Source organism: Agrobacterium sp. AGB01 (genome assembly GCF_014851585.1).
GTDB lineage: Bacteria > Pseudomonadota > Alphaproteobacteria > Rhizobiales > Rhizobiaceae > Agrobacterium.
This window is the reverse complement of sequence record NZ_JACVAB010000001.1, coordinates 778,498-796,123: the sequence shown is the minus strand read 5'-3', so window position 1 is coordinate 796,123 and position 17,626 is coordinate 778,498. Positions and strand designations below refer to the sequence as shown.

At 53.6% G+C, this 17,626-nt stretch carries 20 protein-coding genes; 6 read left to right on the top strand and 14 right to left on the bottom strand.

Going from position 1 to position 17,626, the window contains the following annotated elements; genetic code table 11:
* Positions 1-30: 30 nt before the first annotated feature.
* A complete protein-coding gene (locus IB237_RS03725; protein ID WP_192487237.1) occupies positions 31-516 on the bottom strand; it encodes a DUF1579 domain-containing protein in 486 nt (161 codons plus the stop codon).
* Positions 517-619: 103 nt separating this feature from the next.
* The gene (locus tag IB237_RS03720) at positions 620-1,348 is read right to left on the bottom strand and encodes a thioredoxin family protein (protein ID WP_192487236.1); all 729 of its coding nucleotides are present in this window, start codon (positions 1,346-1,348) and stop codon (positions 620-622) included.
* 63 nt (positions 1,349-1,411) lie between these two features.
* Here IB237_RS03720 and IB237_RS03715 point away from each other — a divergent pair, with 63 nt between their 5' ends.
* Complete coding sequence (locus tag IB237_RS03715; protein ID WP_192487235.1) at positions 1,412-1,861, top strand: MarR family winged helix-turn-helix transcriptional regulator; 450 nt, start codon at positions 1,412-1,414, stop codon at positions 1,859-1,861.
* 69 nt (positions 1,862-1,930) lie between these two features.
* Here IB237_RS03715 and IB237_RS03710 read toward each other — a convergent pair whose 3' ends face one another.
* Positions 1,931-2,353: an organic hydroperoxide resistance protein gene (locus tag IB237_RS03710; RefSeq protein WP_192487234.1), complete on the bottom strand. Its 423-nt coding sequence runs from the start codon at positions 2,351-2,353 to the stop codon at positions 1,931-1,933.
* 200 nt (positions 2,354-2,553) lie between these two features.
* Between IB237_RS03710 and IB237_RS03705 the strand changes: the two genes are divergently transcribed.
* Positions 2,554-3,006, top strand: coding sequence for a MarR family winged helix-turn-helix transcriptional regulator (locus IB237_RS03705; protein WP_192487861.1), 453 nt, complete (start codon positions 2,554-2,556; stop codon positions 3,004-3,006).
* Positions 3,007-3,063: 57 nt separating this feature from the next.
* Here the strand turns inward: IB237_RS03705 and IB237_RS03700 are convergent, their stop codons facing one another.
* The 4 genes from IB237_RS03700 to IB237_RS03685 form a co-directional block, all read right to left on the bottom strand.
* Positions 3,064-3,789: a L,D-transpeptidase gene (locus IB237_RS03700; RefSeq protein WP_371815229.1), complete on the bottom strand. Its 726-nt coding sequence runs from the start codon at positions 3,787-3,789 to the stop codon at positions 3,064-3,066.
* A gap of 160 nt (positions 3,790-3,949) precedes the next feature.
* A complete protein-coding gene (locus tag IB237_RS03695) occupies positions 3,950-4,804 on the bottom strand; it encodes a L,D-transpeptidase (RefSeq protein ID WP_192487233.1) in 855 nt (284 codons plus the stop codon).
* A 98-nt stretch (positions 4,805-4,902) separates the two neighbouring features.
* Positions 4,903-5,115, bottom strand: a complete 213-nt coding sequence (locus IB237_RS03690; protein ID WP_192487232.1) for a hypothetical protein — start codon at positions 5,113-5,115, stop codon at positions 4,903-4,905.
* A gap of 226 nt (positions 5,116-5,341) precedes the next feature.
* Positions 5,342-6,781, bottom strand: a complete 1,440-nt coding sequence (locus IB237_RS03685) for a diguanylate cyclase domain-containing protein (RefSeq protein ID WP_192487231.1) — start codon at positions 6,779-6,781, stop codon at positions 5,342-5,344.
* A gap of 430 nt (positions 6,782-7,211) precedes the next feature.
* On the opposite strand from IB237_RS03685, the gene IB237_RS03680 reads away from it, so the two are divergent.
* The gene (locus tag IB237_RS03680) at positions 7,212-7,871 is read left to right on the top strand and encodes a glutathione S-transferase family protein (protein ID WP_192487230.1); all 660 of its coding nucleotides are present in this window, start codon (positions 7,212-7,214) and stop codon (positions 7,869-7,871) included.
* Between the two features lie 54 nt (positions 7,872-7,925).
* Here IB237_RS03680 and IB237_RS03675 read toward each other — a convergent pair whose 3' ends face one another.
* Both IB237_RS03675 and IB237_RS03670 read right to left on the bottom strand, forming a co-directional pair.
* Complete coding sequence (locus IB237_RS03675) at positions 7,926-8,549, bottom strand: glutathione S-transferase family protein (protein WP_192487229.1); 624 nt, start codon at positions 8,547-8,549, stop codon at positions 7,926-7,928.
* Between the two features lie 44 nt (positions 8,550-8,593).
* A complete protein-coding gene (locus tag IB237_RS03670; RefSeq protein ID WP_192487228.1) occupies positions 8,594-9,601 on the bottom strand; it encodes an asparaginase in 1,008 nt (335 codons plus the stop codon).
* A gap of 161 nt (positions 9,602-9,762) precedes the next feature.
* Here IB237_RS03670 and IB237_RS03665 point away from each other — a divergent pair, with 161 nt between their 5' ends.
* Complete coding sequence (locus IB237_RS03665) at positions 9,763-10,524, top strand: DUF3750 domain-containing protein (RefSeq protein WP_192487227.1); 762 nt, start codon at positions 9,763-9,765, stop codon at positions 10,522-10,524.
* A 255-nt stretch (positions 10,525-10,779) separates the two neighbouring features.
* On the opposite strand, the gene IB237_RS03660 is transcribed toward IB237_RS03665, so the two are convergent.
* The 4 genes from IB237_RS03660 to IB237_RS03645 all read right to left on the bottom strand — a co-directional run bounded on the left by IB237_RS03660 (position 10,780) and on the right by IB237_RS03645 (position 14,921).
* The gene (locus tag IB237_RS03660) at positions 10,780-11,784 is read right to left on the bottom strand and encodes an NAD(P)H-quinone oxidoreductase (RefSeq protein ID WP_192487226.1); all 1,005 of its coding nucleotides are present in this window, start codon (positions 11,782-11,784) and stop codon (positions 10,780-10,782) included.
* Positions 11,785-11,867: 83 nt separating this feature from the next.
* Complete coding sequence (locus tag IB237_RS03655; protein ID WP_192487225.1) at positions 11,868-13,673, bottom strand: bifunctional diguanylate cyclase/phosphodiesterase; 1,806 nt, start codon at positions 13,671-13,673, stop codon at positions 11,868-11,870.
* Positions 13,674-13,862: 189 nt separating this feature from the next.
* On the bottom strand, positions 13,863-14,102 hold the full coding sequence (locus IB237_RS03650; RefSeq protein ID WP_192487224.1) for a type II toxin-antitoxin system ParD family antitoxin: 240 nt from the start codon (positions 14,100-14,102) through the stop codon (positions 13,863-13,865).
* 273 nt (positions 14,103-14,375) lie between these two features.
* Positions 14,376-14,921, bottom strand: a complete 546-nt coding sequence (locus IB237_RS03645; RefSeq protein WP_246787631.1) for an HdeD family acid-resistance protein — start codon at positions 14,919-14,921, stop codon at positions 14,376-14,378.
* A gap of 162 nt (positions 14,922-15,083) precedes the next feature.
* Between IB237_RS03645 and betI the strand changes: the two genes are divergently transcribed.
* Together betI and betB are read left to right on the top strand one after the other, a co-directional pair.
* A complete protein-coding gene (gene betI / locus IB237_RS03640) occupies positions 15,084-15,689 on the top strand; it encodes a transcriptional regulator BetI (RefSeq protein WP_192487222.1) in 606 nt (201 codons plus the stop codon).
* Between the two features lie 27 nt (positions 15,690-15,716).
* A complete protein-coding gene (gene betB / locus IB237_RS03635; RefSeq protein ID WP_192487221.1) occupies positions 15,717-17,180 on the top strand; it encodes a betaine-aldehyde dehydrogenase in 1,464 nt (487 codons plus the stop codon).
* 27 nt (positions 17,181-17,207) lie between these two features.
* Here the strand turns inward: betB and IB237_RS03630 are convergent, their stop codons facing one another.
* Positions 17,208-17,540 (bottom strand): hypothetical protein, encoded by a 333-nt coding sequence (locus IB237_RS03630; protein ID WP_192487220.1) that lies wholly within the window; start codon positions 17,538-17,540, stop codon positions 17,208-17,210.
* Positions 17,541-17,626 lie beyond the last annotated feature (86 nt).

Here is a 17,626-nt window from a genome sequence, read left to right as displayed (position 1 = left end):
ACATGTTAGGCGGCACAAACGTAACCGCTGTCATTTCCGGCGAAATTCAGAAGACATGAATTGTTTGAAACTGCCATCCGGCTGCCTGACGCTGCCGGAAAATGTTCTGTTATTGTCGTCATGCAATGTCAGGACATCGTGATAAACGGCGGTGCCGCCGGTGCCATCCATGGCGGGACCTTCGGCTTCCAGCGTCAATGTTTTGCCGTCTGCTTCCAGCCAGCCCTTGTAGACCCAGAGATTGGTCATCATAGACCCGACCCAGGTGCCGACAAAATCACCTCTATCAGGGTCATAGCCAACCGTAATAAGCGCAGTCATCGGGCTGCCATCCGGCATCTTTCCCTTGCCTTCGCCAACGATCCAGAGACCGCCGATGGATTTAACGGTTTCGGTAAACACCTGCTCGGGATCATCGGGATTATAGCCTTCATGTCCCGATGTGGACACCATAACCCAGTCCCCCACGATCCGTTGCAGGAACTCATGCTGTTTTTGCGGCTTGGCACTTTCCATAATCTTTTCCTCCAGAGATTACGTAAGGGTGTTTAAGCACTCCAAATCCTTTAGTTGACGCATGATCCGGTTGGCCGTTGTTGCGGCCTTTCCAGATGATGTTTCAATGGCAGCAGCTTGCGGCCTTCGGTGCATCTTCGTACTGATCGTGGCGTCGCACCCAATTCATCACGCCGTCTTCGTTTCGTCCCTTTGGCACCAGATCCAGCAGCATCAAAGTACCTATGGTCTGTTCGCAGCCGCGGGCATAGGTGGAATAGGTATGGAAAACTTCGCCGTTTTCGTCTTTTGCAAACACGCTGATACCATGCAAATCCTTGAGGTCGCCCATGGGCGGTATCTCGCGGTAGTTATAAGTGATCCCTCCGTCTGAAAGTTCCTCATCCCGGAAAGACGCCTGATAGTCGTAATTAAAATCGCTGTCCTCGGCCGAGACCCAAGGAAACTTCCAGCCCATACGTGTCTTGTAGGCCTCAATCTTTGCCAGTGGCGCACGCGACACGGCAACAAATGTGGCATCGGCATGCTGCATGTGTATGACAGAACCATCGACGTGATCGGCAAAGAAAGAACAGCCGACACAGCCCTCCTCCCAATCCGGTGCCAGCATGAAATGATAGATGATGAGCTGGCTGCGGCCATCAAACAGTTCGGAAAGATTTTTAGGACCGGACGGTGCGTCGAAAATGTAGTCCTTGCTGACCTTTTCCCAGGGCAGCTCTCGTCGCGCTTCATTCAGCCGGTCTCGCGCACGTGTGGCTTCCTTCTCCAGCACGAGAAGGTTTTTGCGGGCTTCCAGCCATTCCTTTTGAGAAACGACAGCATGAGACATGATCAATCCTCCTTCGATCAGCTTTTGCTTGACTAATTACGTTGATATCAACATATATTAGTCATGTCAAATGTCACAGTGATTCCTTTTTCAACAACGCTTCTGGTGCGCGATAGTTGCCTTTGCCTTCACGCACAAAGGGCAGCGCGTGCGCTGGCGCGGCGTTTCGACAATGCATTGAAGCCCTTAGGCATGACCAATGGCCAATTCTCACTGCTGATGTCGCTCAACAGACCGGAGCCGCCACCGATGGGACCAGTGGCGCAACTGCTCGCCATGGACAGGACAACACTGACGGCCGCCCTTAAACCTCTTCAGAAAAAAGGCCTTGTCAGCATTGAGCCCGACCCCAGAGACAAGCGGGGAAAAAGACTGCGTTTGACCGAAGCGGGCATGCAACTGCTGGTCAGCGCCTTTCCGATCTGGGAAAGTGTCCATGCGGATGTTGAACGGGGTATCGTCAGTGGTAACCCTAGCCGTCTGCGGCAGGACCTGCTCGACATCTCCAGATAACATCCTTCATACAAACCCATAAAAAAACCGGCGGGATGAACCGCCGGCTTTATGTTGGTATTACTGCGGTTACTCAACAGTGACAGGCACTTCCGTCGAGGTGCGCAAGGCGTGGCTGTATGGGCACACGATGTGTGCTGCAGCAGCCAGTTTTTCAGCGACTTCGCGCTCGACGCCTGGAATATGGACGCTGAGAGCAACATCAATTCCGAAACCACCGCCATCTTCGCGCGGACCAATGCCCACGGTTGCTGTCACAGTGGTGTCTTCAGAAATCTTTACCTTTTCCTTGCCAGCAACAACCTTAAGCGCGCCGAGGAAGCAGGCTGAGTAGCCGGCGGCGAAAAGCTGCTCCGGATTTGTGCCGGTTGCACCGTCGCCACCGAGTTCCTTAGGAACTGTCAGCGTCACGTCTAGGACCCCATTTTCCGAAGCGGCGCGGCCAGCGCGGCCACCGGTTGCGCTTGCTTTTGTCTTGTACAGAATTGGCATGGCATTAACTCCCTTCGGTTGATTTGATGAGTATTACCTATCACTCCATTTAATTGCGCGCAATATAATTTTGCACATTGCCACCAAAAATATTATCTGTGAAAAGCACAACAGCGTTAGAAACAATCTTTGGCGGCATGCCCAAGGAACTTACAGCCCCGCCGATTGTTCCATTAAGCGCGGGAATTGCAGGAGACGCCATGGACAGGGATGAGCTTGAGAAGCACTTACAATTGGAACATCAGATTTGCTTTGCACTTTACGGTGCGGCCCATGCGTTCACGCGGGCTTATAAACCTCTTTTGGATCCACTTGGTCTGACCTACCCACAATATATTGCCATGATGGCGCTGTGGGAAAGAGATACAGCTACCGTCAAGGCGCTCGGCGAAATGCTAGGCCTGGATTCAGGTACCCTATCCCCTCTCCTCAAGCGGCTTGAGCAAGCAGGGCTGATTAGTCGCAAGCGCAGCCTTGAAGACGAGCGTCAGGTATTGATTACCCTGACCGATCGTGGACGGGACTTGAAAAAAGATGCGGTTGGCGTGATGCAGGCGATTGGCCAGGCAACCGGCTGCGGATTTGACGAACTGGCGGCCATACGCGACACGCTCAAGAACCTCAGCGCACGGCTCAACGACACCCAAAACTAAAACGCCGCATGCGAACTGCATACGGCGTTTTGAAAATATATATTGATGTCAGGACAATTACTGCCAGACGACGATACGCGCCTTGTTGGGAACGCGCTCATAGAGGTCAATAATGTCTTGGTTCATCAGGCGTACACAGCCTGAGGAAACTGCCTTGCCGATGGAATTCCACTCGGGCGAACCGTGAAGGCGGTAAAGCGTATCCTGCCCATTCTGGAAGATGTAGAGCGCACGCGCGCCAAGCGGATTCTTCAAACCAGGCTGCATGCCGCCATTCTTGGAAGAATATTTGGCGAGTTCTGGCTGGCGGGCAACCATTTCATCTGGAGGGGTCCACTTTGGCCATTTCTGACGCCACTGGATAACGCCCTCACCCTGCCATGCAAAACCCTGACGGCCAATACCAACGCCGTAGCGCATGGCCGAACCACCCTGCTCAACAAGGTAGAGGAAGCGCGACCGCGTATCCACAACCACGGTGCCGGGCCGTTCGCCGGTCGGGTCGACAACCCGCTGGCGGTAAAAACGCGAGTCGATCTGCCTGAAAGGCACGGCTGGGATGACATAACCGCCATCCTCAATCGAGCCATACATGACATTCAGTTCTTCATCACTCAAACGACCGCCAAAAAACTGGCGAACGCCACCGGATATATTGTTGGCGACTGCGGAGGGATTGTAGTTGCCGGAAGATGCACAGCCGCTGAGCAGCGCCACGGAGGACAGGCCAAGCAAAGACAGGAAGGATCTTTTGGAAAAATCTGGTTGGTCGGGGTTCATCATGAAGGCCGGAATTCTTTCATAAGCGGGACATCACATACTGACGTGCGGTACTCATTTCGCAGTCAAGGATTTATTCCCACATTAGTTAAGGCATCCCTAAATTCCAGCAACCGGTGCGTTAAACCGCAGTCACGGCGATACGATCAAATGGTGACCGTGCTCAAATAACCACAATTGGCGCACCCTGCGGCACGCGTTCATAGAGATCGATCACGTCCTGATTGAGCAGCCGCACGCATCCGGATGACGTTGCCTTGCCAACGGACTGCCAGTCAGGCGTTCCATGAACGCGGTACAGCGTGTCCTTGCCGTCCTTGAAAATGTAAAGCGCACGCGCACCAAGCGGGTTGTTCAAACCGGGCACCATGCCTCCGTTGCGGGCAGATACGGAAGCGAGTTCAGGCTGGCGCTGCACCATCTCATCCGGAGGTGTCCAACGTGGCCATTTGGCCTTCCACTGAATTTTGCCACGGCCGGACCAGGCGTAACCGTCTTTTCCAAGCCCTACACCATAACGGACGGCCTTGCCGCCATCCTGTACCAAATAAAGGAAATGTTGGTTGGTATCGACAACGATCGTGCCCGGCGGCTCGTTCGTCTGATAACTGACTTCCTGCCGTAGGAAACGCTGATCGATACGACTGTAAGGAACGGCCGGAAGTGTGTGGCCATCATCATTGACCACGCCATACATGGCGCGGTGTAGCGGATTGGATACTGGCAAGCCATAAGACAGGGGCTGGCCCGGAACAGGTAAGCCATATTGCTGATGGAAGCGTGTACGGAATAGATCTGGCGGCTGCGGCGACAATTGGCCGGGCAGACGCTCCCGTGGCGGCTGCCGGTTGGAGTTCACATCATTATACTGAAACACCGGTGCCGTTTCTCGCACGAAAACATCCGCATTCATGCGGCTGGTGTCCGTCACGAACAGGCAGCCCCCTAAAAAAGGCAGAACCATCAAGGCCGCTACGGACAGCGAGCGACGGCAGGTTTTCTTGAATATGTCTGTCATTGAACCGCTTCACACAGATATCGTTGCCCTCATGATGAACCTTTCGGCTGGCGCGAAGCTGGTGTGATCAGCGTTTACGACAGGTTTGCCAAAGGTAGTCAGCCCTCAAAATGCGCGAAACGCACGTGACTTGTCGGCCTGACAGGTCCCTGATGTGCAATGGCGGCCGGTGGCACGTGGTGCGGGATCTGGCGGTAGCTTTTTCTCGGCTTCCAGGCCTCCGCATGACGGGCAGACAGAAGAAGAACAATCGCGAAACCGGCCAGAACCGGACCTGCGAAGGCATCGATTACGGCATCTGTGCGTGTCATTTTATTATCTCCGTAAAGCTCTAAAGCGAATAATATGCTTGACGAAAACTATAGGCCTGACGGCTTTTGCTGAATTTGAGCGAGATCAAATGCGCGCATTCCAAGCATTCCGCCCGCACTCAAAATCAAAAATACATCAATGAAAACAACGGACACAAAAGCTGCACATGCGACTGACACATAATGCCGCAGGCGGCGATTTACCGTTGAAGTCCGCTTTTGCAGATCATTCTTCGACCTGTACCACCGTCAATCGGTTACGACCTGCCTTCTTGGCACTGTACATATCGGCATCGGCTGCGGCGAGCAGGTCTTCGGCCGTTTGGCCATCGCCAGGGTAAAACGCAACGCCGATCGAACAATCGACTTTGAGACGAGCGCTCTCAACATCAATCGGCATGCTGACCTTTTCCCTGATCTCCGCGAGACGTCGACGCACGCCCTCCTCATCATGCTTGGGATTGCTGAACACCAGCGCAAACTCATCCCCGCCAAGACGTACGGCAATATCGGCAGCACGGATGCAGGATACGATCCGGTCCGCCACCCTGCACAGCACCTCATCACCGGCGGCGTGGCCGAACAGGTCATTCACCTGCTTGAAGTCATCGAGATCGAGGTAGGTAATTGCCACCATGCGGTTTTCGCGCTTGGCCTCGTGCAGCGCACGATTGAACTGCGTCCAGAACAGCGTGCGGTTGGACAGGCCGGTCAAGGGGTCATGATGCGCCATGAAACGCACCCGCTCTTCATTATGCCAACGATCAATCGCGATACTGGCAATGCTTGTCGCCATATCGATCAGCTCTTTTTCGTGAGCGGAAGGTTTGCGCACCTCACCTGAGTAAAGCGCAAAGGTGCCGAGCACCTGCCTGTTGGAGTCCATAATCGGAGTGGACCAGCACGAGCGAAGCTTGAACGGCCGGGCGATCTCGACATAGTCCTCCCATAGAGGACTGTTTTCTATGTCTTCGACGATGACCGGCTCACTACGCCAGGCAGCCGTACCGCAAGAACCAACCTTCGGGCCGAATGTAATCCCGTCGATCACGCGGCAATAGGCTTCCGGCAAACTGGGGGCAGCACCGTGACGCAGCTTTCCAGTTTCCTGATCAAATAGCAAAACCGACGCGCAAATGCCCTCAACCATGCTTTCGACTAGCAAAGTCAGTGCGTGCAGGATCATGTCCAGCGGCTGGTTGCGCGCTATCAATTCGAACAATGCTGCACTGCCGCGTCGTATCGTATCCTGTCTTTTGTTTTCGGTAATGTCGCGCGAAATGGCAACCAGACCGTTGATGCGGCCCTGCTCGTCTCGCAGTGCAATTTTCGTCGTCGAAAGCCAACAAACAGGCCTGCCGCTAAAAGAAAAGCACTCTTCCACGTCGGCAGTCGACTCACCTGTCTCCAGAATTCGAGCTTCGGCGCTAAGAATATTGCTGACTGACTTTTCGGGCAGGAAATGACTTTCGTGAAGATCGTTCAGCGGTTCGTCAGAACTCAGCCCGAGATACTTGCGAAGTGCTGCGTTGGCAAAGATAAAGCGACCTGCAGCATCCTTGACAAACACCATGTCAGGCAAAAGATTGACCAAGCCAAGAAGTTGATCCGCTTCGGTAAAGCCGCCGTTATTCCTGAGAAAAGATACATCAAGAACTTTTGTCATGGGCTTCGCCATCTCTTCACGGCCTGTTTCAAGAAATACCCATCCAAACTTGCGTTAGATTTTTCAGCACATTCTCAAATGCACGTTTAAAACAGGTAATTCATTCGATCTGCGTCGTTAGTCTATAGGACTTAGCGAATATTTGCTTATGCTTGATTAAAGATTCCCGGAAAAACCAAGCATGCAACCGATTTGTTAGAAAATATTACAAATTAACGGAAAAGGTAGCAATTTGATCCGGATAGCAGGTTCAGAAAAATTCATAATAAAACGGTTTAAATTTCCTTTCGTTTAGACAAAAGCGACAATAGGCTCGCCGCGAAAACCGGCGACTGTGAGGCACAAAAGTGCCGACTACGTGGCCTTAGGATTTTGAGATAATTTGCTTTCTTTCGCAGTTGCGATAAGCGGCTGCACACAGGGGACCATCATGCTGACTATTTACGGTGTTTACCGCTCCCGCGCCACGCGCACTCTCTGGTTGGCAGGAGAACTTGGTATCGCCTACAAACATGTGCCGGTCATCCAAGCCAGACGTCTCGACAATCCCCTTGCCGACACAGCACCACTGAACACGCTTTCCCCGACTTTTCTGACAATCAATCCTATGGGGACAATACCCTGCATCCAAGATGACGGCATCGTTCTATACGAATCGATGGCGATCAATCTTTACCTTGCCCGCAAATATGGTGGCCCGCTTGCGCCTAAAGACCTGTCCGAAGATGGCGCAGTGATGCAGTGGTCGTTCTTCGCTGCGACCGAGATTGAAACGCAGTCGCTGAAAATATCCACGACCTTTGCTGAGGATCTGGCCAAAACGGCTGCTGGCAAAGCGGTGATTGATGTCGCAGCCCGCCTGCTGCAACGGCCGTTGCGTGTTCTCGAGCAGCATCTTGCGTCACATGACTACCTGATCAGTGATCGTTTTACCGTTGCCGACATCAATGTTGCTGAGGTGGTCCGTTATGCGCAGGCCCATACGGCACTGATCGACACATATCCTGCACTTAAAGCCTGGCTGGAACGCTGCCAGTCCCGCCCAGCTTTCAAGGCGATGTGGGATGCACGTGGCGCTGAAGCCGCATGACACGCCAATAATAAAACAAGCCACCCCGAATGTTGACCGGGGTGGCTTGATGTTTCAAGCCTGCTTTTCAGCCTCAAGCACTTTGATGACGGCAGCGCGCGCCAACATGCGCTGGTAATGGTCATGCACTTTTGGAAAACTGGCGATGTCGACACCGTCGCTTTCCAGCCATCCAGACATCACGAACAGATAAGGATCGGACACTGAATACTGGTTGCCCAGCACCCATGGGCCGCCGTGAAAACCCTGTTCGATAATCTCGAAACAGTCGCTCATGACCTGCGGCACCTTGCGCTTCATGTCTTCCAGCGATGACGCCTCATCCGCCCACCGACTGCCACGACGGCCATGGGCATGCGCAACGTGCACGGTGGATGAAATATAAGCGTTGAAGGACTGCATGCGCGCAAATTCAAAGGCGTCATCCAGCGGCGCCAGTTTGGCGGCCGGTGCCATTTGCGCGATGAACGACAGAATGGCAGGTGTTTCCGTCAAAACACCGCTGGATGTCACCAGCGCTGGCACCCTGCCCTTCGGATTAACGGCCAGAAACTCCTGCGAAAGTTGCTCCTGCTTGCTGAAATCAACCCGCTTGACCTTGTAAGGCAAACCGGATTCCTCAAGCGTAATATGGCTGGCCCGCGAGCAGGTGCCCGGCATGGAAAACAGCGTAAACATTTTCGATTTCCTTTAATTTTGATCAAGGACGAAGTTTTGCGACCTTACTGCGCAAAACCGGCAGCGACCCTGACGTCGCCGACGTGGATCTTGTTCCAGTTTTTCATGCCACGGTTCGACATGGCCAGCAGGTCGGCCTGTTGCTGACTTCCCTTGTCAGAGTAACGCGCCAGCAGTGCCGTGATCATGGCTTCTGCCGCACGCGTCGTCCCATCTTCGCATTTTACCGCCATGGCAATGCCACTCTCCGGAAGAGCCGCGACGAACACACCTTCAGCTCCTGTCTTTGCAAAGATGCGACCGGGGGAAACCTGCATCAGACGCGTGCAGGTTCTGCCCGTCCCGGCAACGTAAAACGGTTCAGCCATGCAAGCGTCGATCAAGCGTTTTGCCGATTTGGCCCGCAAGGGCTCAAGCCCCGTCCCGGTTGCCATTTTGGCAAAGCCATGTGCCAGCCCCTTCAATGGAACTGCATAGGTGGGAATGGAGCAGCCATCGGTGCCGCAAACCTCATGGGAGAGCACGGCGCCGGTCAGTGCCTGCATGGTTGCACGGATTTCCTGCTGCAAAGGGTGGTCGTAACCGACGTAACCTTGCGGATCCACGTCCATGTGGCAGCAGGCGCAGACAAAACCGGAATGTTTACCGGAGCAGTTGTTGTGCAGGGCGGTTGGTTTTTCCAGCGTACGGGCCTGATGAATGAGCGTTGCCTGATCGGACGACCAATGGGCACCGCACTCCAGCACATTCACGTCTCGACCGGCTTTTGCCAGCATCGAGGCCGCCAGTTCGACATGGGCATCTTCGCCATTGTGCGACGAGCAGGCCAGCGCCAGTTCCCGGTTACCAAAGCCGTAAGCGTCTGCGGCACCACTTTCCACCAGTGGCAGAGCCTGCATCGCCTTACACGCCGAACGCGGGAAAACACCCCTTTCAATATCGCCGGCCGAAAACAGTATCTTGCCGTCACCGTCGACCACCACCGCCATACCATGATGACGGCTTTCGACCAGATTTCCGCGGGTAACTTCAACAGTAACAGGATTGTTCATAACGGCCTCAAAAAACTCCAGATAATATAGGCTTCTACTGGATGACGCCTTACATCACAGCTGATTCAAGGCAAGGATCATTCAGCCATTCCAGCTTCGCTTGCGCAGTTTACAGAAGGCGCTGCGCTTTGAAAGGCACTGGATACAACGCACGGGGCAATATGAGATACGTCAAACGTTTCTTCGTTCTGGTTTTTGTCATCTTCCTTTTACCGGCCATCGCATCTGCCGGGTTATGGGCCATTCGCGACAAGCCCTCCAGCTGGCGTGAGGCAAAGTGGTCATCATCTGGCCTATTGCCGAAAGCAGATGACCAGAAGGATGCTGCGGTTTACGTGTTTTCCGCGATGACTGGCGGCTTCAAAGGCGCGCTGGCTAGCCATGCATGGATCGTCACCAAGGAAAAAAACGCGGCGCGCTACAACCGCTATGACAAGGTTGGCTGGGGCAATCCTATCAGGGTGAACAACTATCCGCCTGACGCTTTCTGGTATTCCAATCCGCCACGTCAGGTCATTGCGATCAAGGGTGATGAAGCTGAGTGGCTGATCCCGAAAATCGAAAAGGCGATTGCCGCGTACCCGTACGCCAAACAGGGTGGTTATCAGATCTACCCCGGCCCCAACTCCAATACATTTGTTGCGCATGTGCTGCGCTCGGTACCGGAACTGGGTGTAGCCTTGCCGCCAGATGCGGTCGGGCGGGATTATGTGCCGAATGCCGCCTTGTTCCATGTCGATGACGACTGGAAAGATGTCCATGTGTCCTGGAGAGGTCTGATCGGGGTTGCCGCTGGCGTGCGCAGCGGATTTGAAGTCCATCTGCTTGGGCTTGTCGCCGGTATCGATGTGGTCAATCCCGGCATAAAGGTCCCCGGCCTTGGCTGGTTTGGTATGCAACGCACCGGCAATATCGCGATTTGATAGGTCGTAAAAACAGGAAAAGGGCCGCTCACGCGACCCTTCCATGAGTTTGATCCTGATAGAGGACCCGAACTGTCATTCAAGATGGCAGTCCGAAGGAAGGTTGGTCAGGCCGAGGGCTGCCCCGTCAAAACCTTCTCCTTTCCCAAGCCCAGTACAAAGATCGAAATCTCATTAGACATTGGATCACCTTCCTTTCGCTACGTTGAACATGAGAGAAAGGTAATCCATCCATGGGCGATTTCAAGGGCTTTCTTACGTATTCAACTTAAGTACGATTTTGCCGATGTGCTGACTGCTTTCCATCAGCCTGTGTCCTTCAACCACATCGCTGAATGGAATGACCTTGTGAATGCAAGGCGCAATGGTTCCGTTTTCGATGAGCGGCCAGACCTGTTGTAACAATTCGTCCCGGATAACCTGCTTTTCAGCCGCGGTGCGCGGTCGCATGGTAGAACCGGTTACCGTCAGTCGCTTGACCATGATTGGTGTCAGGTTAACCTTTTCGGCAACCGCACCGCCGAGAAACGCGATAATGGACAGGCAACCATCCTTGGCAAGACTTGCCAGATTGCGCTCGAAGTAATCAGCGCCGATCATATCCAGAACAACGTTGACACCCTTTCCGCCAGTGTTTTCCTTGATGATGGCAACAAAATCATCTGTCTTGTAATTGATGGCGACATCGGCCCCGATCTTAAGGCAGGCTTCGCATTTCTCCGCGGATCCCGCCGTGACATAGACCTTGGCACCAAACGCCTTGGCAAGCTGGATGGCCGTGGTACCAATGCCGCTTGTTCCGCCATGAATAAGAACGCTCTCGCCTTCGCCGAGACCTGCCATCTGGAACAGGTTTGCCCAGACGGTGAAGAAGGTTTCCGGCAATGCAGCTGCACGTTCTCCATCATATCCCTTGGGAAACGGCAATGTCTGGCTAGCCGGAACGGCGCAAAATTCGGCATAACCGCCACCATTGGCGAGCGCGCAGACCTTCTGTCCGATGGCAAAACCGTTTACGCCTTCGCCCAGCGCAACAATTTCGCCGGCGATTTCCAGGCCCAGAATCGGATTGGCGTCCTTGGGAGGCGGATAGGTTCCCTGCCGCTGCGCCACATCTGGCCTGTTGATTCCTGCCGCTTCAACCCGGACCAGAATTTCGCCCGTCTTCGGTTGAGGTACAGGCCCCTTGGCCAAGACCATAACCTCGGCGCCGCCAAAAGAGGGCAGATCGACAAAATTCATTTCATGCGGCAATGCCATAGAACAATCCTCCTGAAACAATGCAGGGGGAAAGGCTTAGAGGAATGGTATGGCGAAGAAAAGAAGACGCTTTGCCACTGGCGTCATTTTGTCCCGTTAAATACCCGGACCGTCAGGCCGTCCTTGCTGTCCTTGGCGGCTTTCTTGATAGCAGCGATTTCACTTCCGATACGCTCGCTGTCGCCAATCATCAGACCTTTCGGCAGCTCCAGAACGGCAATAGAACAACGCAGCAGCGCAAAGAAACGCTCTGTTCCGAAGCGGTCGTGACCAACGATACGGCCTGCTTCCCGGTCATCTTCAGAGTAGAGTTCGATGACGTCGCCGTGAAAATCGCTGAGCAGTCTTTCAAGAATCTCCAAGATTTCCTCACGCGACCAGCCACGAACGCCAATGAAGAAATCATCGCCGCCAATATGGCCGAGGAAACAGCCGCCAGCAAAGAAGTAACGCCGCATAAGAGCGGCGAATAATGAAATTGCATGGTCTCCGATGTGAAAACCGTATTTGTCGTTGAACGGCTTGAAGTTGTCAAAGTCGCAGTAACACAGGAAACGGGTATCGTCGTCGTCGCGGCAGCCCTCTTCAATGAAGCTGCTGATGGCACGGTTGCCAGGTAGTGCCGTCAACGGGTTCTGGTCCTGCGCCATTTTCAGCTTTTTCTCATTGACGACCTTGATAAGCGAGGCCGCAGAGACAACACCGACGTAACGTAGATTTTCCGTCAAGATCACGCAGGCGCTGCCATCCATGCTGGCAAACATCGACATCAACTGGTCTGCATCAGCGTCCAGACCAACGATCGGCGCGGCGTCGACAAAGTGCGATATGGTGCGCTCATAGACCTTGTTCTTTAGCAGGTCGCGACCAAAGGGCTGATAGATATATTCTTTTAGGTGGTGCTCATTAATAACACCGCGCGGCTCGCCATTTGCATTGAGAACCGGGAAAAAGCCTTGGGCAGGGTTTCTGCGAAACAGTTCAAACACGCTGTCGATGCTGTCGTTCTCATAAACGGTCGGCAGACGTTCAATCTGTTTACGGATGAGTATTTCATCCAGTGACTGGCTGCTGCGACGGTTCTCGCCCAAATGTTGGAGATGTGGGAAGGCCGGCTGCAATTCAGTGGTAAAGGTTGTCGGCCGGGCAATGAACCAGCCCTGTACCAGATCAACGCCATATTCGCGGCATACAAGGAATTCCGCTTCGGTTTCAATGCCTTCAGCGATAACCCGCACACCCAGAACATGCGCAATGTTGACGATGTGGCGCACCAGATGGCGTTTGCGTGCATTGCTGTCGACACCATCGATGAAGTGGCGGTCAATCTTGAGATAATCCACCTGGTAGTCGCTAAGAAGTTTCATTTCGCCATGACCGACACCGAAATCGTCGATGGCAATCTTGAAACCTTCCTTGCGCATTCTGGCGATCAGCGAAGAAAATTCCGGCACGCTGGTATTGTCGAAGCGTTCAGACAGTTCAAAACAGATTGAAGACGGCGCGATACCGGCGCCCGAAAGATGCGAAACAAGCTTGTCGAGAATGGCATCCCCATGACGTATCAATCGAACATCAAGATTGAGAAAAAGCGTGGCAGAGGTAAAATCAGGTAAGGTCGAAAACTTGGCCAGTGCCCTGCTGGCCAGCAGGTTTTCCAGCGCGACAAGTTGGCCGTCACTTTCCGCCTGATCAAGCAGCGCCAAGGGAGAAGAAAAGCCCAGCTTTTCGTGACCGCGCATCAGGGTTTCGTAACCGAACACCGTTCCTGTTGTGGTTTCCACAATCGGCTGAAATGCCGTTTCCAGAACCAATTTAGACATGGACATCATCTGTCCGCTGGCAAAACGACGTATCGAAGGGTGATCCAACGCCAGAGCCGTTGTCATGATTATTCTCCGTACCATAATTATACGGGTTTACGCGGCCTTTTGGGCACGGCGACAACACCGCTTTTTACGGAGAAGCATCCTGAAAACTGGTCAATAAAAGATTGACCGTATGTGAATGTTGGATGAAAGTTTTATGACATAACTGTCACACTTCAGCCGGCCAATATTGTTAGACAGGACGCTGCATCAGCCGCACCGCTTCTTGTCTGCGTGAGCTGCAAAAAGCTCTGCAACATTCACTCGCTCATCTTCATGATTTTGCTGACCTTTAGCAGCAACGTTCAAGTCGTTTGTCTGCGACGATGCGACCCACAAACGCAATGCGGCACGCACAACCTCGCTGCCGGATGCGTATGCACCACATTCAACAGCATGGCGCATTCTCGCCGCCTGCTCCGGGGAAACTGACACAGTGACCATAGGCATATTGTTTCTCCCTTTTTCTCAAATCATGACCCTTGGCAGAACTGCCGAAAAATTGGGCCAGCTTTGGATTGGTTGCGGTCTTATTATTTTGAGCCTGACCGTGGCACCGGACATTGGTAATCCGAAGACATTATATTAGCACAAACTACCGCAACTTACAAAACTCATTCGGGATGAATGTTCGACGCAAGCGCACCCGGTTGAGCCGAGCAATAATGCAGACGATACGCTGCAGGTTCCGCCGCCCTTGTTATTTTACCTGCATTTTGATGTTCAGGATTTTAGCGCAAGCCCAAGCGCAATCAGCGCCCAGCCTTGCATCATCAAATCAATCGACAGGAAAAGGCCCAGCACCCAGATGCTGTTGACTGGCCAGCCAAGCGCGATGATGAAGCCCGCCAGTGCGGTGACGACACCCGCGACAACCACCCAGCCCCAGCTTTTCAACGGACGCAGCTTCAGGCCAAGCCATATGCGCGACACCCCGGCAATGACCAAGGCGACGGCCATCATCAACGTCAGCACGGCGGCGGTCAGGTTGGGGTTCTGAAACGCGATAATGCCTGCCAGCAGGTAGAGGACACCACTCAAAGTCCAGAACAGGATGTTTTCCCATCCCTTGACCTGAAACGCATGGATCAGGTGGATGACACCACCCATCAGCATCAGCAGACCGACATAAAAGACTGAGGCAGCGGTCGCCACCATCAGGTTCGCAAAGGCGATGATACCAAACACAAGAAGAGCAACGCCTAGAGCGACGAACCACCCCCATTTGGCGTGAATACCGGACATTCTCAAAGGCTGGAAATCGGACATTTTTGACACTCCATCCACACGGTATACGTTTATCATATACGCCTAATAGGTGACAGCAATTGATTTAGCGCAACATGAAACCGCCTCACGGCAAAACGGCATTTATTTTTATTGATTGATCAATCAATCAACTGTAATTCTGACTGATATCAGGAGACACCTATGCCGAAGATTGGAATGGAGCCGTTGCGCCGAAAGGCTTTGGTGGATGCCACGTTGCGGGCAATCGGCCATCACGGTTCGCTCAATGTCACAATGAACGAGATTGCCCGGGAAGCTGGCGTGTCTGCGGCATTGGCACACCATTATTTTGGCAGCAAACAACAGCTTCTGCTGGAAAGCATCCGCAGCATGCTGCGGGATTTGCGCGTAGATGCGATTGCGGCACTCAACAGTGCCTGTGGTCCACGCGAGCGGCTTTCTGCCATTATCCGTGTTTCGTTTCAGCAAGACCAGTTCACCAGCGAAACGATTGCCGCATGGCTTGCCTTTTACGTCGAGGCACAGCGGTCGGAGGAAACCAGACGGCTGTTGTCTCTCTATACACACCGGCTGCGCTCAAACTTGTTGGCGGATCTCAAGCGGCTCTGCCCGCTGGATGATGCCGCGCGCATCGCCGAAGGTGCCGCTGCGATGATCGATGGTCTCTACATCCGTCACAGCCTGCGCGCCGCGCGCTTTGACATCAAATCTGCAATCGCCCTGGTGGAGGATTATCTGGACGCAAAACTCGTCCCCTTCACCGGTGCCCTTGCCCCTAAACACTAAACGAATTTCTTTTTCGGAGTTCTCGATATGAAAACCCAACCAACTGCCTCGCATTTTATTGACGGCGAATATGTTGAAGACCAGCAGGGTACAGCTTTCGAAAGCATTTATCCTGCAACCGGTGACGTGATCGCAAAGCTGCACGCTGCAACCCCTGCTATCGTCGAAAAGGCGATTGCTGCGGCCAAGCGTGCGCAACCGGAATGGGCGGCGATGAGCCCGACGGCACGTGGCCGTATTCTCAAGCGCGCTGCAGACCTTATCCGAGAGCGCAACCGCGAACTGTCCGAACTGGAAACCTACGATACCGGCAAGCCCATTCAGGAAACCATTGTTGCCGACCCGACATCAGGTGCCGATGCCTTTGAGTTTTTTGGCGGCATTGCACCGGCAGCTCTCAACGGCGACTACATTCCGCTAGGCTCCGATTTTGCCTATACAAAGCGTGTGCCACTGGGCGTCTGCGTCGGTATTGGCGCCTGGAACTATCCGCAGCAGATTGCTTGCTGGAAAGGCGCACCGGCGCTTGCAGCCGGTAACACCATGGTGTTCAAACCTTCAGAAAACACACCGCTTGGCGCCCTCAAGATTGCAGAAATTCTGGCTGAGGCCGGTGTGCCCAAGGGCGTTTTCAATGTCATTCAGGGCGACCGCGATACCGGCCCGCTTCTGGTCAATCACCCCGACGTTGCCAAGGTCTCGCTGACCGGCTCCGTTGCGACTGGACGCAAGGTCGCCGCTGCGGCTGCCAGCCACCTCAAACACGTCACCATGGAACTTGGCGGCAAGTCGCCGCTGATCGTATTCGATGATGCCGATATCGACAGCGCCATTGGCGGTGCAATGCTTGGCAACTTCTATTCAAGTGGTCAGGTATGCTCCAACGGTACGCGTGTTTTCGTCCATCGCAAGATCAAGGATACGTTCCTTGCCAAGCTGAAGGTGCGTACCGAGGCCATGTCGGTTGGCGATCCAATGAATGAAGAAACTCAGCTTGGCCCGCTGGTGTCGTTGGCGCAGCGGGAAAAGGTTCTTGCCTATATTGAAAAAGGCAAAGCCGAAGGCGCAACACTCATTACCGGCGGCGGCATTCCCAACACGGTTTCCGGTGCTGGATATTATGTGCAGCCAACCGTATTTGCCGATGTGACAGACGAGATGACGATTGCCCGTGAGGAAATTTTCGGACCTGTGATGTGCGTACTGGATTTCGACAGCGAAGAAGACGTGATCGCACGTGCCAATGCGACCGAGCTTGGTCTTGCCGGTGGTGTCTTCACCAGCGATCTGTCGCGCGCTCACCGTGTTGTCGACCAAATCCAGGCCGGTACATTGTGGATCAACACCTACAATCTCTGCCCTGTCGAAATTCCGTTCGGCGGTTCCAAACAGTCTGGTTTTGGTCGTGAAAACTCGGTTGCGGCATTGGACCATTACAGCGAATTGAAGACGGTCTATGTCGGCATGGGCAAGGTGGACGCGCCTTACTGACGGGGTCTGGGCATTATGACGTAGGTATTAGTCAAAGTGTGCGTCCCGGCGCACTTTGATTTGCCTCAACCATTCGAAGATCAACACGCTACACGCTCCGAAAGCAACAACACATACCAGCAGATTTACGCCGGAAAGACGATGCATAAACAGGCCGATCAATGCTCCAAGCGCGAGAAGAAATTTCCTTCCCTGACGAAGCTGAAAACGTGCGCCGGGCAGCCGGTTGTCTCTTTGATCACGGTGGACGTTAACAACACCCTCGCTGAATCGCTCTCGAGCAAGCTCATCGTCATTTCGCGCCATCTCGGTACGAACGAGTTTTTTAAGAAGCCGCTGACTGAACGATCCGGTTCCCATCGTCTAAGTCCGCCTGAAAGATCAACAAGGTTTCAAGCTAAAGTTCGAACCGGGAAATACAACCCTAAATTATTTTTGACACCAAC